Annotated in this window: 16 protein-coding genes and 1 tRNA gene; 4 read left to right on the forward strand and 13 right to left on the reverse strand. The window is 48.5% G+C overall.

Features of this window, described 5'->3' with window-relative positions:
• Positions 1-123: 123 nt before the first annotated feature.
• From gwsS to DZK30_RS12315, 12 genes are all read right to left on the reverse strand, one after another.
• Positions 124-1206 (reverse strand): grasp-with-spasm system SPASM domain peptide maturase, encoded by a 1083-nt coding sequence (gene gwsS / locus DZK30_RS12265; RefSeq protein ID WP_118974421.1) that lies wholly within the window; start codon positions 1204-1206, stop codon positions 124-126.
• Positions 1199-1396: a hypothetical protein gene (locus DZK30_RS12270; RefSeq protein ID WP_118974422.1), complete on the reverse strand. Its 198-nt coding sequence runs from the start codon at positions 1394-1396 to the stop codon at positions 1199-1201. Before DZK30_RS12270 ends, gwsS begins: the two co-directional genes overlap by 8 nt.
• Positions 1377-2351 (reverse strand): grasp-with-spasm system ATP-grasp peptide maturase, encoded by a 975-nt coding sequence (gene gwsG, locus DZK30_RS12275; RefSeq protein ID WP_118974423.1) that lies wholly within the window; start codon positions 2349-2351, stop codon positions 1377-1379. The genes DZK30_RS12270 and gwsG overlap by 20 nt, the downstream gene beginning before the upstream one ends.
• Positions 2299-3411: a hypothetical protein gene (locus tag DZK30_RS12280; protein ID WP_162903048.1), complete on the reverse strand. Its 1113-nt coding sequence runs from the start codon at positions 3409-3411 to the stop codon at positions 2299-2301. Before DZK30_RS12280 ends, gwsG begins: the two co-directional genes overlap by 53 nt.
• Before the next feature lie 80 nt (positions 3412-3491).
• Positions 3492-3725: a hypothetical protein gene (locus DZK30_RS25835; RefSeq protein ID WP_162903049.1), complete on the reverse strand. Its 234-nt coding sequence runs from the start codon at positions 3723-3725 to the stop codon at positions 3492-3494.
• 258 nt (positions 3726-3983) lie between these two features.
• On the reverse strand, positions 3984-4691 hold the full coding sequence (locus tag DZK30_RS12285; RefSeq protein WP_118974425.1) for a LytR/AlgR family response regulator transcription factor: 708 nt from the start codon (positions 4689-4691) through the stop codon (positions 3984-3986).
• A gap of 11 nt (positions 4692-4702) precedes the next feature.
• On the reverse strand, positions 4703-5770 hold the full coding sequence (locus DZK30_RS12290; RefSeq protein WP_118974426.1) for a sensor histidine kinase: 1068 nt from the start codon (positions 5768-5770) through the stop codon (positions 4703-4705).
• Positions 5767-7185, reverse strand: a complete 1419-nt coding sequence (locus DZK30_RS12295) for a S41 family peptidase (RefSeq protein ID WP_162903050.1) — start codon at positions 7183-7185, stop codon at positions 5767-5769. Before DZK30_RS12295 ends, DZK30_RS12290 begins: the two co-directional genes overlap by 4 nt.
• Positions 7186-7692: 507 nt before the next feature.
• Positions 7693-9066 (reverse strand): trigger factor, encoded by a 1374-nt coding sequence (locus tag DZK30_RS12300; RefSeq protein WP_118974428.1) that lies wholly within the window; start codon positions 9064-9066, stop codon positions 7693-7695.
• A gap of 99 nt (positions 9067-9165) precedes the next feature.
• Positions 9166-9247 (reverse strand) — tRNA-Leu (locus tag DZK30_RS12305).
• A gap of 85 nt (positions 9248-9332) precedes the next feature.
• On the reverse strand, positions 9333-9974 hold the full coding sequence (locus DZK30_RS12310; RefSeq protein ID WP_162903051.1) for a response regulator: 642 nt from the start codon (positions 9972-9974) through the stop codon (positions 9333-9335).
• A 2-nt stretch (positions 9975-9976) separates the two neighbouring features.
• The gene (locus DZK30_RS12315) at positions 9977-12064 is read right to left on the reverse strand and encodes a tetratricopeptide repeat-containing sensor histidine kinase (protein ID WP_118974430.1); all 2088 of its coding nucleotides are present in this window, start codon (positions 12062-12064) and stop codon (positions 9977-9979) included.
• A gap of 255 nt (positions 12065-12319) precedes the next feature.
• Between DZK30_RS12315 and DZK30_RS12320 the strand changes: the two genes are divergently transcribed.
• Genes DZK30_RS12320 through DZK30_RS12335 form a run of 4 tightly spaced genes read left to right on the forward strand, consistent with a single transcriptional unit; the run spans position 12320 to position 20174 of the window.
• Positions 12320-14692 (forward strand): T9SS type A sorting domain-containing protein, encoded by a 2373-nt coding sequence (locus tag DZK30_RS12320; protein WP_118974431.1) that lies wholly within the window; start codon positions 12320-12322, stop codon positions 14690-14692.
• A gap of 37 nt (positions 14693-14729) precedes the next feature.
• On the forward strand, positions 14730-16898 hold the full coding sequence (locus DZK30_RS12325; RefSeq protein ID WP_118974432.1) for a gliding motility-associated C-terminal domain-containing protein: 2169 nt from the start codon (positions 14730-14732) through the stop codon (positions 16896-16898).
• A 19-nt stretch (positions 16899-16917) separates the two neighbouring features.
• On the forward strand, positions 16918-17511 hold the full coding sequence (locus DZK30_RS12330) for a YceI family protein (RefSeq protein ID WP_118974433.1): 594 nt from the start codon (positions 16918-16920) through the stop codon (positions 17509-17511).
• A 32-nt stretch (positions 17512-17543) separates the two neighbouring features.
• Positions 17544-20174: a T9SS type B sorting domain-containing protein gene (locus DZK30_RS12335; protein ID WP_118974434.1), complete on the forward strand. Its 2631-nt coding sequence runs from the start codon at positions 17544-17546 to the stop codon at positions 20172-20174.
• Here DZK30_RS12335 and DZK30_RS12340 read toward each other — a convergent pair.
• Positions 20171-21070, reverse strand: a complete 900-nt coding sequence (locus DZK30_RS12340) for a LysM peptidoglycan-binding domain-containing protein (protein ID WP_118974435.1) — start codon at positions 21068-21070, stop codon at positions 20171-20173. The genes DZK30_RS12335 and DZK30_RS12340 overlap by 4 nt on opposite strands.
• Positions 21071-21149 lie beyond the last annotated feature (79 nt).

Genomic DNA, 21149 nt, shown 5'->3' on the forward strand with positions numbered 1-21149 from the left:
TGACGGTTCCCGTGATTATATAATGCATGTCTGTAAGACGCTGCAACAATCTTTCCATGGCCGTTTTAATGCAGCGTAAAAATAACGCAAAAATGCTGCGCCCGTATGGAAAGCCAGATGAGGTTAGGCGTTTAAAAAATTGAGTTGATAGTGTTGGATGGCTTGTCGCTTCATCGGGTGTGTGCTCCACTCCTCCCATTCACAGGTATAGGGATTATAGCCGCATTTCAGGGGTTTGCTGTATGGATCATCGGGATTGTCGAGATAAGCTCTGCAATCGGTACAGATATGCCTGAATTCGCAATCGCGGCATACAGATACCTGATCTTTGGTAATGTTCCAGTAGTTTTTGAAACTGGACTTTTCAATGGCTTCCGCTAAGGTAGTATTGCTGATGTGACCAAAGCTTTCCTTCATCGAAGGACAGTTCTTGATATTGCCTTTTGTATCGATACTGATCTTGCGGTTGAGGCAGGTATTGTGCGCGAGGGATTCGGTGTAGTGACTTAATTTGAAATTGAAATACGCTGCTTGTACTATCCCGCAATAATCAGAACCATAATCATTTTGAGTACTTAAAATGATTGAAGTATTATTTGTCTCTTGCCATAAATTCTCTTTGGAGCCGAAGGCAATCATAAGCTCAATTTTGGGATGGGCTGCCGAAAATGCTAAAAGATCGCCGATGCTAAATTCACCATGATTACGAAAGAGAATTTGCAAGGTTTTATTAGAGACATCATTAAACATTTTGATCTGTTTACTGAATACCTCAAGATTATCAATGGAAAAATGAATGATTAGCTGGACACAAGGAATGTATAGATCGCTAATGCTTTTTAGTATATGAGTAATGTTATTGGGATCATCAATTTCAAATACAGCATTGGTTATGGAAGCCGCATCATCCCAACTTGTATCTATAGCGGGAAAGGAATTGTATTCTTCAAGCGAGCTGCAATAGAAGGCAAGTTCATTGGTCAATAAAAAATCGATGTACTCTTCTGCAACTGCTTTATCCTCCTCTTCAAGCGCACCTAATGCTTTAGAAAGCTCCTGACCATGCGCAAAATCAATAAATATTTGCATAGCATTTGGTACAAAAAAGTACTGCTGCCTTTGACTGTCCAGTAATAATGTTCTGTTTGCACCTTTTATAAAGTGGCAACAACTATAAAGTCTTAAATATCGTGAAGGTTTATTCATGTTTGAGCACAATCATGCGGGTAACGGACTTGTAGAAATTACCTGCGATCTCCATCTGGTCGTTTTGATGGTATGGGGAGTCAATTAATTTAGGGGATGGTTGTACTTTGCTATCGCCGTCATCAATGAGCGGGAATAGTGCGCAATTGACAGGTAGATATTTCAGCTCTTCATTGTTGAACAGGTTCATGTTGGAAGAATTTAGCAATTTTTTGATCCAGATGATAATTGCATTCTTTACTAATATACCCGAATTGACCCACAGGGTTTATTTCCAAAAAATAACAATCCCCTTGTTTGTCTACCATCAAATCAACACTACCTGAATTTAGCTTACATAGGCTACTAAGCCGGACCAGTTGTTCCTTTAAGGTATTGCTTATTGAAAACGGTACCATACGCACCATTTTGCCATCCTGGTATACATTTCTTCCCTCCGTAGCTTTCGAAAATATTGCACAGGCATAGAATTTCTCTTCTATAAAGAAAATGCGCAGTTCATACTTTTTTTCGATCCTTTCCTGGAACAGAGAGTAGTAAAACCGATCCGGTATTTGGGAATATTCGCTGAGCGCAGCGGTATATTGCGCTCTGGAAGTGCCACTATAATTCAACCAGAATATATCCTGTATTGGCTTTGTAATAATTTCTGAATCTGCATTACCCAGCTTGTTGCGAATATCATCTTTAACGGTTGCGATCAAGGTATGCGGAATTTTCAGACCGACTTCCTGCGCATACATTAAAGTCAGGAGTTTGTTTGTATTGTAGTTCAGTTGGTTATTCAGGGCATTTATCGTCGACAGTTTAGTAGCAATAAACTCAGTGAGCACTCTATTCTCCCTATCCAATAATGCCGCTATTTGCCAGGCTAGAGCATCCTCCTTTTTCCTATGTGCAGAAAGCGCGGAAGTGAAGGTTATTGTACTCCTTCTAAACCAAACACCGGTTATGTCATCCATAGAGATAGGTTGTCCCTTGATGTTAAGCGCTATGAATTGTTTGCCATTTCTGAATTCCACAGAAGCAAGAATATTGCCGGTGTCCCTTTCATTTAAGCGGATACAGGGAATCTTGTAATGTCGGAACCACTCAATGACGTAGTCCGTACTTACATCGTTGCTTGCTGATAATATTAAAACCATCTAATGCTGATTTTGAAATAGCATGCTTCTCGATATTTTCTTTAACATTATCGGGAAGGCCATCTGAATACATGAAAACATTTGGATTCCAGAACTTAAAATACATATGCTCGAATTGATATTGTATTTTGACACACATCTCTTTTACCGTTTCGAGGTGGATACTTTTCCGGGCTGCATCAATAACGGTAGTGTCCCGGAAGGTTAGTTGGGCTATGTAGATGTGATTATCGATAATGTCTGATCTGTATGCGCCATAGTTCGTGTAAGGATTAACCTGGTATTTCGCAATGGAGTCTTTAAATATGCCAAGGCTTTGCCACTTATAATACGCATAATCTTGTGGAGAACAGTTGCCTTTTAGGATGTTGTTATACAAAAGGGTATCCATGGTCCGGCGGTTCGTCCATGAGCGGTCATGCATGAGGGGAATATCGTAAATAGCCGGATTTCCCGGGAAGTGATTATCAAAGCCAACCCTGTCTTCGGTAGGGAAGCCTTTCTCTTGCATCAAATGCTTTAGATGCATAGTGTTAAGTGAATCGAAGACATTGAGAGAATCCCTGCCGCCAATGTTATACTGGTTTTTGTATTTATCAATAAAATAGTGCCGCACAGCCTGGTCCCGGTCAAATATATTTACCAGTTGCTGCCGATAAACGGTATCCACTTCCGATGGCGTTTCGGCTTTTAACCTACGCCAAATGGCGGAAAACTTTTCTACTTTAGGGCCGCCTGAAACCTGGTTGAGAATATTTTCATGGGTTGATTCATGCAAGAAAGCACCCCGCCGGATCAATATTATACTGAATTGGGAAAATCTAGCGGTATCGTCCAGCATATAGGCGCATAACCAGGCGTTGTACACATCCTTTCCAAAGGGCGAAACTTGCAACTCAAAAGCCCGGTCATAATGCTCTATGGCGCTTTTCACATGCCCATCGCAGATTAATAGTTCAGCCTCGTTCACCAATTGAAAATAATCTGTAATCTTGTTGGCGAACGTTTTGCAACTAAAAAAAATGGCGCCAAGCAACATGAGCGCTGTCATTCTAAACATAAGCATTTGGTTTTTTAGTAAAAGGCCGGGATAGGATACTATCCCGGCTGCACTAATCTGTAATCCGTTTACAGAATTAACTATTTCGTTGTTTCCATGCCAACGCGATTTCCATTTCCGTCCGTATATATTACATCTGATGACCAGGATGCCTGGCCGTCCGGTCTTTGGCCAGCCCCTGTTTTTGTCTCACACCAGCCTTTCCCTGCCAATGTTGAGTTGGTCGGTGTCGCTCCGTCGCCACCAAAAACATGCTGGATTGCAGTGTTGGATAATGCTTCAAATTTTGAAGACTTCAACGATTCAAATTTCATATCAATTTCGGATTTTATGTTGACCCCTGTCTCGCCGCCATGGAGCTGTTTCAGCGTACACCGTTTTATCCAGGTTATAAGTGTGTCCTCCTGTCCCTGTTTGTTTTCTTTGGATCATCCAGGCAAAACCGCAATCCGTCGCGACCGAATAATCAAATGTAGTATGAAAGGGATGGCTACTACAACTTCTTAGGACACAAACAAGTATTGGAGATGCAATTAATCAGGTTCGGAGGATGGCACGGTATACAGCAAGATTCAGGTAGTGACTGTCCGTATAAACTGTTCTCGGTAAGAGGGGCTGACTGGTATGCGTATCCCATCGCTACTCAGCCGTTTTAGCACAGCGAGATTGCCCTCAATAGCAACCACTTTTTTTATGGAAATAATGTATGAGTTATGAACTCTCAAAAAGAGTTGTTTCGGTAACTGGCCTTCAATCTCTTTAAGCGGCATTTTAGCAGTAAACTTTGCGCCCTCACAATGGAAAATAATATTGTTCCTTGCGCTCTCGATGAAGATAATGTTGCCAAATTCGATTTTTATCTGCTTGCCCTTGTGTTCGCCCTTAATGAATAGATATTCTTTTTCAGTATCCACTTTGTTTACCGCAGCTCGTTCCAGCCACAAGGCAGCTTTCTGTATGGCCTTTAAAAATCGTGAGTAGCCTATCGGCTTTAGCAAGTAGTCGACAACGCCGTGATCAAACCCTTCTATAGCATATTCTGTATAAGCAGTTGTAAGGATAACTGGAACATCAACCAACTTCAGTACTTCGATCCCGGATATATGGGGCATCTGTATATCCAAAAAAAGAAGGTCTACTTGATTATTCCTGATGAAATCCAGTGCGCTGAAACCATCGTTGGCACTTCCCACCCACCCAAGGCCGGGAGTCTGCTCAATATAGGTCTTTAGCGTATTGACCGCGTAGGCTTCGTCGTCTGTAATAAAGCACCTTATCATACCTTGTTGAATTAGGAAGCCTCAGTGAGGGCCTGGATTTCTATACTTAGCATTACCTTGTAAGTATCTGCGTCGTCATTTACTTCTAATTTGTATCTTTCCTGATACATCTCTTTCAGCTGCGATATAATGTACTTTGTTCCGATTCCGAAGGATCGTTCTTTAGGGCCGATTTTTTTCCTATTTCTAGTAGTAAACATCATATTGCCGTCCTGTAACTTTAGCGTTATCAACAACGGGCTACCAGGATTGTGAAGCTCACCATGTTTCAGCGCATTTTCAACTAAGGTAATTAGGATATGGGGAAGAATTTTTAGTTGACTGTCTTGGATCACGTTTTCAAACGATATAAAGACTGTTCTATCATATCGAAGCTTATAGATAGAAATTAGATTTTCGATGTTTGTTGCTTCCTCGGCCAACGGAACAAGTCCATCGTTGTCAGCCTGGCGGATAGAAGATCGCATGATCTCTGTTAGAGAGATTAAGCCATCAGCAAGTGGTGGGTCCTTGGTTAGCATCCTATTGTGAAAGAATCCTAATGTATTGAACAAAAAATGTGGGTTTATCTGTGCTTTTAACTTGGCAATTTCAAGCGCAAGTCTCTCCTTCTCAATAACAAGCTGTTGTTGTTCCTTTATTCTAAGTTTTTTTTCCTTCCTGAGGCTTTCTTTGGCAAACCAGAATCCGAAGGCGAACAGTGTGTACTGCGTCCACCACCATATATTCAGAAAAAAGAACTGGGCGTTGGTGTAGGGAAGTTCGGGATAGCCAAAATGAATGAAGAGCTTAAAGTAAAGAATCTTTTTCAGAAGAAAGGAAAGGGGACACATTAACGCAATGCATAACCCGGCGAAGAAATATTTCTTTGTTCTCCAAAAAGTGGGTAGTATGAAATAGGCAGTGATGTAGAAGACAAAAGCCGCAACAAAATACTTACCTATCGAATCGATGAAGAACATTTCGATTCCCGGATTTTGAACCATATTGATGAAATGGTTCATAGTGACATAACAGCTCCAAAAGGCCAGATGCACTCCGGCAATTTTCCAGTTTATATGTCTTGCATTGATCTTCATTGATGCGATGCATAGTACTCTATCATATAGCTGGGCCAGTCACCTATTTCTTCTCCTATTTCTATGTCTGGTTTTATGCCTACGTTGTCAATAAAAGGATAAAATTTATGCTCTGTAGTGCCCATCGGACAAGTGTATTTTAGGTATGGGCAAGGTAGTTCCCTTACATCGCCTATTTCTGCATAGTCCAAGGCCCCGCGGGAATGAGTTCCGAAGATGGTAACTTTATTGCTTTGCCGTGCCCATATCAAAAACATTTCTGCTGCGCTCATAGTGCCATCATTGATGAGTATCCCTACTTTTTGAGGATACGGGTAATCACTTCCAATGCTTATCGTATCCGGTTCGGAAGTTTTGATCAGTTTGCCAACATTTTTTTTCATCTTTTCTATCAATCCCAGGAAGTATGTTTTTTCCTCTTCCGAAAAGCCCGGAGTTAGCATGACCTTTTCGTACATTTTAATATTATCAGGAGAGGCTTTGACATACATACCATCGCGTCTTATCGGACCAGATGAAATGATTGGCAATAATGTGTCTGCACTTACAGTATGCCCTCCACCGTTGTTTCTTAGGTCGATCAGGAAATATTTTGACTTACTGATAGTCCCCATGTTGGCACCGACTACGCTATCTATCGCCGACTTATTGCCAACTAAAAAGTTGCTAATCGATAGAAGGCAGGTACTGTCCGAAATCCTTGAAAAGCGGACTGGCTGATTGATGATATCTGAGACATTGTTCGACGGAAGTATTCGTTTCCATGTTCCGAAGCCTGCAATGATCATATTTCCCAGCTCGAATCTAAGGCTTCTATATTCAGGAAGGTGATCATTCCTGAAATAACCGACCGTATACAGCCCTTCTTTTTTGGTGATTTCCATCTTCAGTTGATGGTTTTTCCAATAGATACCGTCGCTACCAAAAGTAACCCCAGTAAATGATCCATTCTTTTCTTTGTCCTTGAAGATCGCCACCCGGTATTTAAGTGATGGATTCTCCCAAATGCCTTCGACATTATCGAGTTTGCCAGATGTAAAATAGATTTTTAGTTCATCTTCGTTTATAGGCAATACTTTAATGTCCTTAAACATTTTATTTATCAAATCGACATCAGCTTTCTCGGATTTGTAGATGCCTATCGACATATGCGGATCATCAAAGAACTGTATGTAGCGTTTCAGGAGCAGATAACAGTTATAGTCTTTTGACTTCTTACTCTTGGCCTTAAGTTCTTTCTTTAACTTGCTGTATAGGTCGAGATTGTCGGCCTTGACCTTATCGTCAAGGCCGACATAGTTGGACTCGATGTCTTTTATAAGGGCCACCATATTGTCTTCGCAAATGCAATCCTGGGCCCTCACCTTACTAAAAGCTAATAAACAAAGCGCGATAATCAGTTTTGTCCTTTTCATAGAAATCCGATTTACTACTCGGGCGAGCAGGTCAGCCAAGCTGTGGTACAGACGCCGCATGTAAACTTTGTTTTGCAATCCTTACAGGTTTTGGTAAGCTTAAGGATGTCATCCTCTCCCTTTGGGCCTCCACCATTGAGTTGACCTAGATGCCGAGGGGAAAGCTGTACAATAATAGCTTTTTTTAGCTCGATTTTAATCCGCTTATTCTGTGCTTCTTCCATTTTTGTTTTTTTTGATGTTAAAAAAGATATACTGACGAAGTAATAACGATTTGAAATCGATGGCAAAAAAAAGATTTACTCTGTGCCTTTTTGGGGGATAAAAGGGCGTTTGTGGAGGACGGAACATGTAGTAATTGATCCGTCGTGATACCGGAACCATTTCTGGCAAGAGGTCAGATCCAGGCTGGTCGAATAGCCGCTTTCTGCGACAACATCATATCCCGCAAAAAAGAAGAGGCCGCCCATAGGACAGCCTCTTGCTGGTATATTGTAGTATTGCCGATTAATGATGATGGTGGTGCGCGGAGGCGAGATTGGAGAATTCTTCCTCGCTTACTTCTTCCTGCTTCACTTCCAGTTGTTCTTCCAGTTTGGCAAACAGCTTGTCGAACAACAGGCGGCGGTAAGTCTCGTCCATCGTCTTTTCCTCTTTCGACATTTTTTCCATGTAAGACTCCAGCCAGGGGGCATCTTCTTCGGATTTAAGACCGAAATAAGACATTACTTTGGCCTTAACATCGTTCATTACCTCTTCATAAGATACCTGGATATCGTTGTCGCGGATCAGCTTGTCGGAGATAAGCGTCCAGCGCAACTGGTGGTCGAAGGAAGGGTATTCTTTTTCCACTTCTTCGTCGCTCTTCTCTTTCTCACCACCTCTTTTCAGCCACAGCTTAAGGAAATCAACGGGCAGGTTGAGCGGGGTTTCGTGTACCAGCATTTCAAACAGCTCGTTCTGGATGCGCTCGTTAGCGATGCGGTTGGTTTCTTTCTCCAGCTCTTCCTTTATTCTTTCCTTAAAGCCCGCTTCGTCTTTGATCTCTGCACCGGGGAAGGCCTCGGCATAGAATTCTTCGTTCATCTCGCGGGGGATCAGGCGACCGATCTTGGTTAGGGTAAGCCTGTAGTATTGGTTGGGCGCCTCGGCATCGTCGGCCTTATGCAGCGCGCTTTTCATAAATTCGGGCAACTCTTCTGCAGTGCATACTTCAGCAGGTTGGAATACGATAGTACCGCCGGGCTGGATACCTTTCAGCTTTTCGGCCAATTGCTTGGGCATCTGCTCCAGGGTAACCACATCTTCCGTTTTTGCGGCGTCTTCGGCTACATTACCTTCGGCGTCGCTGGCTTCATAGCTAGCGTATACGATATCGGTATCCTTCTCAAATGATTCGGGATTTTCGACTTTGCCGGCACGACGGCTGATGTTATCGGCTTCATCTTCCACCAGCTTGTCGCTTACTTTGATCTTGTAACGGGTCACGCTGCCTTTTTTGTTCAGCGGGGTTACTTCAAAGTCGGGCTTAAGGCCGATCTCGAAAAAGAAATGAAAATCATCGGGCTGGTTCATGTCGAATTTCAGGTCCCGGTTTTCCATAGCAACGGGCTGTGCAAAGATCTCCGGCTTATGCTCCGACAGGTAGTTTTGCAGCTCGCGGTTGGCGCTGTTCAGCACTTCTTCCACGAATACAGACTGTCCGTACATTTTCCGCACCATGCCGCTAGGCACATTGCCTTTACGGAAGCCGGGAATGTTGGCGTTTTTGCCATATTTTTTCAAAGCACTTTCAAAAGAAGGGAGGTAATCTTCTTTGGTAATTTTTACCACCAGTTTATCGTGGAGGTTACCGATGGATTCACGAGTTACCGTTGCCATGTTTATAATTTTTAAAAGGTTGTCTTGCTACTAGTTATCAAAAAAATCACTGCCAAGAAAAAACAAAAACCCCGCTTTCTGCGGGGCTTTTTATCTTAGTGCGGGTGGAGGGACTCGAACCCCCAAGCCTCGCGGCACTAGATCCTAAGTCTAGCGTGTCTACCAATTTCACCACACCCGCGCCTCAAAAAAGGAGTGCAAAAGTACGGATATTCTTGGAAAATCAAGCATATAGAAGAATTTTTTTAAAGGTTCCCGGCCGCGCATCATTCTGCCAGCCCTAGCAGCATGGCCGCTTTGGCCAGGCCTACATTGTTATTGACTTCCAATTTCTTATGCAAGTTAAAGCGATGTGTTTCTACCGTGCGCAGGCTCAGGAACAGCTTATCGGCGATCTGCTGGCTCGTCAGCTCGGCCACGATCAGCTGCAGGATCTCCTTTTCGCGGCTGGTGAGGTTGGGGGAGCGGCCGGGTGTATGCTTTTTCTGGTGCAATACATTGTAAAACATTTGTTCCTTGAGCGAAGGCTCGATATACTCTTGTCCTTGGTACACCTGTTCAATGGCATATACCAGCGATAGCTTGTCCGTATTTTTCAGCACATAGCCCCTGCAGCCTTGCCTTATCATAGACCGTACATACATAGGCGCGTCGAGGCTGGTAAGGGCAATGATATTTACTGCAGGATATAGCCTGCGTATGACGGGCACAAGCTCTGTACCCTTCTGGTCGGGTAGCAGGATATCGAGCAGCAATACATCGGGCTGCGTGCCGGCAAGGCCTTCCATCAGTTCTGCCGCCGAATTGTAAGTGCCTTTTACCTGTATAGAGGGGGCCGACAGCAACATATTTTGCAGGCCTTCTATAGCAAGTGGGTGATCGTCGGTAATCGCAACTGTGATGGGCATGATCATTGGGTTATTTTATGGATGGTGAATTCAAGATAGACCGAAGTACCCTGGCCGGGATTGCTGCGCAGATCCATATAGCCATTGAGCGAAGCGGTACGTGAACGGAGATTGCGCAGGCCTATGCCTTCCCCGCCGCCGGCTCCGGGAACAAATCCTTTTCCGTTGTCTTCGACGGTAATGTTGAGCAGGGCCTCATTATAGATCATCTGGACCATAGCCTGCGTGGCCGCAGCATGCTTCAGCACATTCTGTACCAGCTCCTGTACGATACGGTATACCGACAGTTCAAATCCCGGCTCAAAGCGGGGAATATCGGTATACTGCAGATCGATATCAAGGCCGCTGTGCTGTACGTTTTTACAGAAATAATAGACAGCTTCCGACAATCCACCTTCCAGCAGGGTATCGGGCAGCAGGTTGTGCGCCGTGGTCCTGAGCTCTGTAGTGGCCTCGTCCAGGCGGCTTATGATCTGGTGAAAATCGCCGGAGTCCCGGAGGCTGAGATGGCGCTCCGGCAATATGCTCAGGTTCATCTTTACTGCCGAGAACTTGACCACGACCCCATCGTGAAGATCCCGCGCGAGTCGCGACCGCTCACCTTCTTCGCCTTCCATCTTGGCTTTCAGCGCCAGAATCTCGGTGTCTTTTTCCATATTGAGGATAAGCACCCGGTGCAGCTTTTCCCTATGTTGTTTACGGCTGTACAAGGCTGCCAGGATAAAGGCCAGCAGCAGGCCTCCCGAGGCCAGGCCGCCGATCCAGATGTTTTTTTCCCGCAGGCGGTTGCGTTCCGTAGCCAGCTGAAGCTCCTTTTGGGCGATCAGCTTATCTTTTTCTGCTGTTTTGAATTTCATTTCCACTTCAGCAATACGACCGGCATTGTTGCTGCCCGTGAAGCTATCCTGTATTTTCAGCTGGCGTTCTTTATAGTACAGCGCCTTCTTGTATAGCCCCAGGCCGGCGTAGATGGTGCTCAGGTGGTCGTAGCCGTCGCCGGCGTTGATGAGGTTGTTGTATCGCTCGGCATAGGCAATTGCCGGTAGCAGGTAGCGTTTGGCTATGGCATATTGACCGGTATGGGTATACACACAGCCCATGAGGTACGAGGAGCTGAGCCATTCGGTGGTGGAGTTGACGCCGGCCGCCTTGTTGTAGGCTTCACGGGCCATGCGCTGGGCTTCAGGGAACCGGCCTTCTTTGGCAAGTATGGCGCCCAGAATGAATGCGCTGGCATAAATAAGATGCGAATCGTTTTTACGATAGGCATAAGCCAGGGCCTGGTAATGATACGCTTTGGCTTCTTTGTACTGCTTTTTCTGGTAAAAGATAGTGCCCTTGTTAGCGATCGTATTGATGATCTCGGAAGAATCGCCGCGATGTTTGGCCAGGGCGATGGCCTTGTCTACAAGCGGCCAGACCTTGTCCCACTGCTCCAGGCGCATCTGGATATTGGCCAGGCCGGTATAGGCTCTTATGAATACGGCATGATTGGTATCGGCCCGGCGTACATCCGACAGGATTCGATAATACAGCTTGGTTGCGGAATCGGCCTGCCCGTTCTCCCAATAGGCTCCTGCCGCATTGGTAAAGGTAAGATAGTAGTAATAGCTGTCGACCGTGCTCCTGGGTGTTCTTGCAGCAACTTTGTGGTAGAGGTCGATCGCCTGGTCGTAGGCGCCGATCTGGGCATACATGCCCGACAGCGAAAAGTACTGCTTGAAGGGATACTCGCCCTTTTGCAGATAAGCTTCGGCCGACAGGCTCATGAAACGGATAGCGGATGGATAGTCGGCCTTTTTGATATACCAGGTGGCCATGTAGGTAAGAATGCGCGCCCGGTGCTGTGGTTGTCGCCGCAGCTGGGCTTCACGCATGGCCGCCTTGTAATAGACCATGGCGCTGTCAGGCGTCTTATCGCTGTTTTGCAACTTGTATCCCCGGTCAAGAATGCGGTATATGGCAATAGAGTCCATATAATCCAAGGGCGTTTCGGGCGGGTTGCCCAGCCGGGAAAAGAACTCCTGTCCATTGGCTACGAACGGGAGCAGCGCCGGTAAAAGCAATAATAAGAGCCTCAATTTCCCCATAAGTTGATCCTGCGTCGCGGCTAAGTATAACTACGTAATCTCATGAAATTACGTAGTTGTAAATTAATAAAAAATGTGGAACAAATATAGATTTGTAAGTACCGTCCCGTTTTGCTCCCTTCAGGGAATGAAGACGGGTAAAACAGTGTAAAAAGTGAGGCCGGGCGACCGGCAGGCAAGAATAACGCACCGTTCCCCCGGAGTAAACCACCACACCATTAACCAGGCAAGATTTACAATAAAAATTTAATCTGCATGAGAAAATTATACCTGTCTCTTTTATGGTTGCTGTGCTACAGCCTGCAGGACCTGGCGCCCGCCCGCGCTCAGGCCGTCAATTTCAGCTGGGCCCGTGGGATCGACAATCCCGACGGCAACGCCGCCTATATGAACGCTATGCTCAATAAGGATCACGTTACTACCGTCGATTCTATGGGCAATGTCTATACTGCAGGCCGGTTCTTTGGAACGGTCGATTTTGACCCGGGACCGGGCGTCGTCAACCTGTCTGCCACCGGGATCCGCAGCAGCATCTATATCACCAAGATCAATGCAGCGGGTAATCTGGTATGGGCAAAGAGCCTGCGCACCACAACCGGATATGGCGCCTCGGCAACCGTGATCACCATCGATAAAAAAGGGGCAGTGTATGTAGCGGGAAGGCTGAATGATACCAGCACTATCGATTATGATCCCGGCCCCGGCACCCAGATCGGTACCAATGCCGACAATAACAGCTTGTTTATCGTGAAACTGGACGGTAGTGGCGGCTATGTATGGGCCAAGCAGTTTGACGGAGCGTTGGGAGGCGTAAGCCTTAATTCGCTGAACTACCTGAAAGGGCTTGCGGTCGATGATGCCGGCAATGTCTATTTCGCGGGGCAGTTCAATGGTGGTATCGATCTTGATCCCGGACCGGGTACGGCGATGTATACTGTAGCCAACCCCTGCAGCAATTGTATGAATGCATTTGTTGCCAAGCTGGATGCGTCGGGCAATTTTCTTTGGGGTGGCGATATGTATTGCGATGCGGAATGCGGTGTGGAGAGCCTGGCCATTGACGCCCAGGCCAATATTTATTTCACCGGTGGCTACTTCGGTACCCTGGACCTCGACCCGGGGCCAGGTACTTACAACTCTGTAAACAGCCTGGGCGGGTATATCGTGAAGCTGAATACCAATGGCGTTTTTCAATGGGCGCATGAAGTACAAAGCACCGGCAGGGTATGGTGCCAGGACATAGTGACAGACGTTACCGGCAATATATTGGTTACAGGCGGCTTTTACGGCACAGTAGATTTTAACCTCGATCCTGGCCCTGCCAATGTGTTTAATGTGACCGGCCTGAACGCGGGAAGCTCCTCGGGTATTCCATATTACGCGGCTTACGACGGCTATGTGCTGAAGCTGGATCCGGGAGGCCATTTTATCTGGGTACGCTCCTATGGCGGCGTAATCACCAATACCTATATGAACGCTACGCTGGATAACGGACGCGGATTAAGCATTGCCACAGACAAGACCGGCGCGGTGTATGCGATGGGTACCTTTATCGAGACCGCCGATTTCGATCCCGGCCCGGGCACCTTCAATCTTACCGCCGTTCCAGACAGCGCAGACATCTACCTGCTGAAGCTGAGCGCTGCCGGTGACTTCGAATGGGCCAAGGACATCCGGAATCAATTCCTGGAGGTACCTACCTACAAAGCCTTATGCCCCGATATCAGCGTAGACGACCGTGGCGATGTATATGCCTCTTCGGCTTTCAAAAACACCGTGGACTTTGATCCAGGGCCGGGTGTCAGTAATCTTACTGCGATCGTGCCCTGCAGCAATTTTATCGTGAAGTTGTCGCCGGTATGTCCTATTGCCTCCAGGGTAAGCCGGGATTCTTCCTGCGGTCCGTATACCTTTAACGGCCAGGTGTATACTACCAGCGGCTCTTATAGCCAGTTTTACACCAGCAGCGGTGGTTGCGACAGCGTATCGGTGCTGCATCTTGTGATCCGTGGCGATACCGTGCAACTGGCCGATACAGGCTGCAAGCAATATGTGCTCAACAGCAATACCTATACCGAAAGCGGCGTCTATACCCAGATCTATACCAATACTGCCGGCTGCGACAGTGTACTGGTACTTAATCTCCTCGTTAATAAGCCGGATACTTCGGTAAGCCTTTCGGGCAGAATGCTCAGCGCACTCAGTACGGATGGAGATCACTATCGCTGGATCGATTGCAACGACAACAGCCCGGTGCCCGGAGCGACAACGCAACAATTTACACCGGTAGAGGACGGCAGCTATGCCCTGGTGATCACAGTGGGTGGCTGCAGCGATACATCGGCATGTTACCAGGTAGGCGCTGGTACTTCGATCCGTACGCCATCAGGCAACCGGGTGAAACTATACCCCAACCCGGTAAAAGATGTATTGTTTATTGAAGCCGCGCAGGTGTTGGATCATGCTTCCTTAAGGCTGACCGATATTATGGGAAAAACGGTATTGCTACAGCAGCAGCTTAGCGGACGATCGTTCCGGATCAGTACGGCCGGCCTGCCGCCGGGCATCTATTTTGTTGAGCTGGCCGAGGGAAGCAGGGCCTCAAAAGCGAAGCTGGTCAAATACTAAACCTTCCCGCTTTCAGGGACATTCAACGGAAAATATTATGAAACAGAAAGGAATTTTCTCCCGGTTGGCGTTGGTCCTGTTGTGTCTCCTCTTCTACGGAGGTCTGTGGGCGCAGGATTTTACACAGCTGCCACCATTTAAAAAGGCCAACAGCATCTGGATGCTGGCGACCAAAGGTATTAGCTTCAATACCAGCCCGGCCACGATGTTACCCTCGTCTATGCCGATGGGTACCATGGGCAATGTATCGGTATGCCACCCTCGTACAGGACAGCTCCTGTTTTATACCAATGGCTTCAACTGCTGGAATCGTAACCACCAGCTCATGCCCGATGGTATAGGGCTGGGCGGCGCCGGCCTTTCGATGCAGAATATTTGCATCGTACCCTTTATCAACGATACCAGCAAGTATTACCTCTTTTACATCAAGCAGGGCGGTATCTCTTTGTCTATTGGCGGCGGTCCTCTTCCTACGCTTCCTCCGGGCGGCTTTGATTATAACCTCACCTATTCGGTTATCGATATGAACCTGGACAATGGTCTGGGAGCCATCGTGCCGGGAAAGAGAAATATTATAGCGGCGCATGGCCCCCTGGGCGATATGATGGCAGTTGTGCCCGGCAACAATTGTGATATATGGCTGTTGACTCATCCCGTAGATCTGCCCGATGTAAAAGCCTTTCACATTACCACTGCCGGTATCGATACCACGCCGGTGGTATCGACACTGATGCCCGGCATCACCGGCCTCCAGTCCTTTACTGCGGGGGCGCTGGCCGTTTCGCCCAACCGCAAGAAAGTAGCTATGGCCAGCAACAACGGGCTGGAGATATCGGGTTTCGGTTTTGGTTTCTATGGGACCATTGGCGTCCAGGTAGCCGATTTTGACCCCGAGACCGGCATATTGTCCAACAACATGGTGCTGACCGATACTTCGATGGCCGAAGGGGTCTGTTTTTCTCCCGATAATTCAAAATTGTATAGCGCGCTCATCACGGGTATGATCGATTCCAGCAATTGTGGCTATCTGTGCCAGCATGATCTGAGCAGTGGCGTGCCTACTTCCATTATTGCTTCCCGTTACCTGATACCCTATACCGGCGGCTCCTTGCGTCGCAGAGGGGATACTGTCTTTCTTTCGGCTTTTCGTGGATATTTCAGCCGCCCCAATCTCGCGGGCGCAGCCTGCGGCTTTGCACCATCGGTCACTACACCCTTTTTACCGGCCGGTTATCCTCTGGGCGACCTTTGCTACCCCATCGGTAACGATGTGGTCTACACCTTCCCCCCGGATACCCTGACCCTGCCCATGACGGATACCTGCTTTTTCAGGAAGATCACGCTGCATGCCCCTGCGGGCTATAACGATTATGTGTGGAACGATGGGGTGGCCGATAGCATGCATAACTTTTACAGCTCCGGGCAATGCAAAGTAACCTATAACGATGGCTGCCATACCTATATCAAGCCCTATAGGCTTAATGAAGCAGGCGCTGGTCTGGGTCCCCGCGATACGGTGATCTGCAAAGCGCCTCCCCTGGTGTTGCAAGCCGGTACAAAAGGTCAGGTGCAGTCCTTCCTCTGGCAGGATGGCAGCACCGGCAATAGCTTCCGGGTAACGCAGGATGGACAGTACTGGGTCAAGGTGACCTTTGCGGCTAACTGCACGCTAACCGATACGATCGGCATCACTTTCTCTGACGTGCAGCAGGACCTGGGCGAGGATAAGATCATCTGTCGCGGAGATCCGGTGAACGTAACACTGAAAGCCAATATACCACCTGGCGGGAATGCCAGCTGGAACACCGGCGCTACCGGTCAAACCATTACGGCAACAGATACCGGCACTTACAGCGTAAAAGTAACCGCCGGCAAATGCGTGGGCCGCGACGAGGTCCACATCGGTATGGGCTATTGCGCCTGCCAGCCCCTGGTGCCTAATGCTTTTTCGCCAAATGCAGACGGTGTGAATGATTGGTTCAAACCCGTGCTGGCGGCCGATTGTCCGGTAAGCAATTATTCCCTGGCCGTATACAACCGCTTCGGGCAGCGGGTTTTCTTCAGCGCAAAACCGGAGCAAGGCTGGGATGGACAATTCAACGGCCAGCCCTCGGAGGTCGGGACCTATATGTACGAGCTGAAGTACACGGGAGGCGTGCGGAATATAAGCGAATACAAGAAAGGCGACCTTAACCTCATCCGTTAGCCCTCCAAAAAAGACAGCTATGAAACTGATCCTGAAAATAATGATTCTTCTGGGCGCGCTGCTACCCTTATGCAGCAAGGTTCCCGCTCAGCAATACCAGTTGCGAGACGGTAAAGTACATTTTGCCATTATCGCGCCGGCATCGGAGGTAACCGCCGACAACGACTCCCTGGCAGGCAATCTGGACCTGGATAAAGGCACCCTAAGATTTACGGTTTATGTGGCGGGATTTGCCATCACGGCTACCGATATGCCCCAGCTGATGCGGGAGGGGGCTACTTATCGTTTTCACCATTACTACTTCGACAGCGAGCGCTATCCGGTCGCAACATTTAATGGCACATCCGCAGCGTTGAAAAAGATAGATCCGTCAAAGGACGGCACTTATGAGATTACCTGTGAGGGTAAGCTCAGTATGCACGACGTGGTAAAGACGATCACGGTGAAAGGTACGGTTACCATGAAAGATGGCGTAGCGGCGGTAAGCAGCGAATTTATGATCGACCCGCATGACTACAAAGTACGGATACCCGAATCCATCACCCGGTTTTACTATAAGGATATGAAGATATCGGTAAGCGCTCAAATGGTTCGCAAAGCACGGAAAGGTTAATACACATCAAGGAAAGATAGGCAACGATCACCATGAAAAAAATAACGAGAACAAAGTGCGGCGGTCTGGCTATAAGGATCACGTTGACCCTGCTGATCCTTATACCGGCTGCTTTTCCTTCGCAAGCGCAAAGGGAGCAGGTATGGGCTTTCGGTACCCATGCCGGCCTGGATTTCAGCAGCGGGGCGCCTGTTCCCATTCAAACGGGGATGGAAGGCTTTGGCGAGGCCAACGCTTCGGTATGCGATCCCACAGGCCAGCTGCTGTTCTACACCAACGGTACAGACGTATGGGCGCGCGACCAGACACGTATGCCCAATGGGCACAACCTTACAGGCATATCGCCACCGGGCCTGGATACAGCAATAATCACTTCGAGTACCAGCCAGGGTGCCCTTATCGTACCCATGCCGGATAGCGCCGGGAAATACTATGTCTTTTCGCTTACCGCCTTCGAGATGGGCGGGATGCAGCGTGGGCGGCTTTACTACAGCATTGTAGACATGAGCCTTAATGGCGGCTTGGGCGATGTAATGCCTGGCCGTAAAGGTATATTCGTCGATTCGGGGCTTACGGAAAAAATGACTGCGGTCGCTGGCGATCGCTGCAACATCTGGGTCATTACCAGCGTGCTGACGCAAACCCGCTACAAGGTATTCGAGATCACAACGGCAGGCCTGCAGACCACGCCCGTGATCTCCAATACCGCCATGGCAGATCAGGGAATAGGGAATTTTGCCGTTTCCCCCAATCGTAAATGGATTTCGGCTTCAGGCATTCCTGTACTTTTGGCCAATCCGGCTTTCGGTCTTCACCTGGCTGCCTTCGATGCGGCTACGGGCGCCATTAGCAACGACCTGGTGCTGGATGCTAATAAGAATGCTTATGGTACTTGTTTTTCTCCCGATAACAGCAAGCTGTATTACCTGAGTAGCGATGGCAGAATATACCAGTTCGATCTGAGCCTGGGTACGCCTGCAGCCATCATAGCCTCTGAGGTGGCTGTCGGTACGCCGAATTGGCTAACACACCTGAAACGGGCGCCCGACGGCAAGATATATTTCAACTGTAGCCCCACACAGTTGGGCGTGATTGCCAATCCCGGTCTGGCCGGCGCTGCCTGCGGCTTAACGCCGAATACGATTACCCTGGCGCCCGGGACCACTACGGCCCTGGGCCTGCCCAACGTGGTCGTGGAACAGGAAGTAGACTCTCTTATATCGCCTCCGAAAGCGGTGACAGGACAATGTTTTGCACAAAATGCTATCCTGCATGCGGGCAATACAACCACGGCCTGGGCTTACCATTGGAGCACAGGCGCCACCACGCCGCAGATATCAGTATCGGCGCCGGGCAATTACTGGGTAAGCTACCATACCGGTAATCCCTGCCGTTTTTACACCGATTCCTTCAGCGTATCTTTTCCCCTGGGCGCATTGCCTTTTGTGCAAACGGTCAATAGCTGTAAAGGCGCCGCCAATGGAAAAGCCTGGGTGGTCAATACCAGCTGGGATACCAGCACTATAGCCTGTACCTGGCAAAACGGTAGTCACACCGTTGTGGGTACCGGAGATACCCTGTCGCAGGTACCAGCAGGATATTATACAGTGCACCTGGTTACCGCTGCCGGTTGCGATACGGTACTGCCCGTTTATATAGATGAAGAAGAGCATAACGTAACTTTTACGGTAGATACCGTCGTCTGCCTGGGAGACCAGCTGACGTTCCGGAATACTTCCGATAATCATTTCACCCTATGGTTGTGGGATTTCGGCGACGGACAGCAAAGCAGCCTGGCTGCTCCTGTGCATACCTACAGCGCTGCCGGCAGCTACGAAGTGACCTTGCAGGGCCAGGGAAGCATTTGCGCCGATACCTTACAAAAGCTGGTCCAGGTCGATCAGCCGGTAACGGGCATCGCGCTCACCAAGGATAAGAACAGCATTTGTACCGGCGAAAGCATCCTGTTCACACCCCTGGTTGATAGCACAGCCACAGGTCTGGACTGGCGTTTCGGAACGGATAGCAGGATAGCTGCAGCGCCCGGAGTGATGTCCAAAGCATTTGACAGGCCGGGACTGTATCCCGTGCTGCTTACAGCGCATTTCAGGGCTTGCCCCGATGTACACGCTATGGATTCCGTTACCGTCCACGCCCTGCCCCTGGTTGATCTGGGACCCGATTCTGTGCTGTGCCTGGGAGGAAAGCCCTTGCTGCTGGCCAATCACGCCGTTAATATACCGGATGTCTATCATTTTGACTGGAGCTCCGGTGAGCATGCAGAAACTATTGAGGTACGGCATCAGGGGCGCTACGGGCTTACGCTCACCAATAGCTTTGGCTGTACGGCATCGGAAGCGGTCGAAGTGAAGAAGGATTGCTACATCGATATTCCCAATGCTTTTACTCCCAACGGCGATGGTGTCAACGATTATTTTTTCCCACGTTCGCTCCTGAGTGCAAAGCTGACGGGCTTTAGCATGAGCATCTATAACCGTTGGGGACAGCTGATATTTGAAACCACGGCGACCAACGGCAGGGGCTGGGACGGACGCTTTAATGGTAAAGAGCAGCCGGAAGGAGTATACCTTTATCGTATGGAAGTAATGCTGGACGGCGCTATCCGCGAGCGATACGAGGGCAATGTGACCCTGATCCGCTAGCGGTACCTGATCTTGCAGAACATGCGCCGCTCACGGGCACCCAGCGCTTGTGCCGCATTGCCGCTGAGACCGATAATGCTGTTATGGTATTCCTTGAGGTTGGGCACAATACCGATGACCTTGGCATAGATCGTTTTCCCCGAGGCTGGGTTGGTGATCTGCAGTATGGTTCCTTTGCTGGCGCTGTTGTGAAAGGCATAGTATACGCCGGGCGCCGCTTTGGTACGCAGGGGATAGAAGACCGCCGCGCCCGACTCTTCATTCGTTGATATGCCCCGTACCTGTTCCTGGTACAACTGTTCAAATGCGGATACCATTTCTTCAGCAGTATCTTTTTCCGGTACCGCCTTCACGGTATCACGCACAGTTGTACGAGCCGGCGGCGACTGAACTACCGGTTTCGCCGCGACGACCGGGCTGTGCGGGGTGTCCTTTGCGGCAAAGGGCTTTTGCTCATTATCGTAGGCAATCCACCCGACCTGGAGTACGGCTCCTTTTTCAATCTCAGGTGTGTTACTGTGGTTCCAGCGCTGGATGGCGCTTTGCGACACACCCATCATACGGCTTATGCTGTGCAGGTCGTCTTCATCGCCCACTTTATAAAAGACAGGCTTGCTTTTGACCACGCTTTCGATACGGATAAAATTATAGTCGTCGATAGGTATCCTGAATTTCGATCCTTCGGGGAGGCCATCCTGGTAGTTTACACGATTCACGTCGGCAAGCACGGCCGGCGGAACGGAAAATTTCTTCGAGAGCATAAATAAAGTCTCTCCGCTCTTTACCCGGTGCAGCAGATAGGGCATACCCTCTTTTTGCTTCACCCACAAGGTGTCCTGGGCCTGTGCACACAGTGCGACAAGACTGGCGAGCAGCAACAGCAATCTTTTTTTCATAAGCGCGATCGATCGGTAAAGTTAGCATCCCGGGACAGGACGCAGGATGGAAACCGGTATAGACTATGTTAAAAAAAAC

The sequence above is a fragment of the Taibaiella koreensis genome (genome assembly GCF_003545715.1).
Classification (GTDB): Bacteria; Bacteroidota; Bacteroidia; order Chitinophagales; family Chitinophagaceae; genus Taibaiella; species Taibaiella koreensis.

Bases quoted from the DNA above. Each gene is read 5' to 3' on its own strand.
- gwsS (WP_118974421.1), bottom strand. From the start codon at position 1,206: ATGAATAAACCTTCACGATATTTAAGACTTTATAGTTGTTGCCACTTT.
- DZK30_RS12270 (WP_118974422.1), bottom strand. From the start codon at position 1,396: ATGAACCTGTTCAACAATGAAGAGCTGAAATATCTACCTGTCAATTGC.
- gwsG (WP_118974423.1), bottom strand. From the start codon at position 2,351: ATGGTTTTAATATTATCAGCAAGCAACGATGTAAGTACGGACTACGTC.
- DZK30_RS12280 (WP_162903048.1), bottom strand. From the start codon at position 3,411: ATGTTTAGAATGACAGCGCTCATGTTGCTTGGCGCCATTTTTTTTAGT.
- DZK30_RS25835 (WP_162903049.1), bottom strand. From the start codon at position 3,725: ATGAAATTTGAATCGTTGAAGTCTTCAAAATTTGAAGCATTATCCAAC.
- DZK30_RS12285 (WP_118974425.1), bottom strand. From the start codon at position 4,691: ATGATAAGGTGCTTTATTACAGACGACGAAGCCTACGCGGTCAATACG.
- DZK30_RS12290 (WP_118974426.1), bottom strand. From the start codon at position 5,770: ATGAAGATCAATGCAAGACATATAAACTGGAAAATTGCCGGAGTGCAT.
- DZK30_RS12295 (WP_162903050.1), bottom strand. From the start codon at position 7,185: ATGAAAAGGACAAAACTGATTATCGCGCTTTGTTTATTAGCTTTTAGT.
- DZK30_RS12300 (WP_118974428.1), bottom strand. From the start codon at position 9,066: ATGGCAACGGTAACTCGTGAATCCATCGGTAACCTCCACGATAAACTG.
- DZK30_RS12310 (WP_162903051.1), bottom strand. From the start codon at position 9,974: ATGCCCATCACAGTTGCGATTACCGACGATCACCCACTTGCTATAGAA.
- DZK30_RS12315 (WP_118974430.1), bottom strand. From the start codon at position 12,064: ATGGGGAAATTGAGGCTCTTATTATTGCTTTTACCGGCGCTGCTCCCG.
- DZK30_RS12320 (WP_118974431.1), top strand. From the start codon at position 12,320: ATGAGAAAATTATACCTGTCTCTTTTATGGTTGCTGTGCTACAGCCTG.
- DZK30_RS12325 (WP_118974432.1), top strand. From the start codon at position 14,730: ATGAAACAGAAAGGAATTTTCTCCCGGTTGGCGTTGGTCCTGTTGTGT.
- DZK30_RS12330 (WP_118974433.1), top strand. From the start codon at position 16,918: ATGAAACTGATCCTGAAAATAATGATTCTTCTGGGCGCGCTGCTACCC.
- DZK30_RS12335 (WP_118974434.1), top strand. From the start codon at position 17,544: ATGAAAAAAATAACGAGAACAAAGTGCGGCGGTCTGGCTATAAGGATC.
- DZK30_RS12340 (WP_118974435.1), bottom strand. From the start codon at position 21,070: ATGAAAAAAAGATTGCTGTTGCTGCTCGCCAGTCTTGTCGCACTGTGT.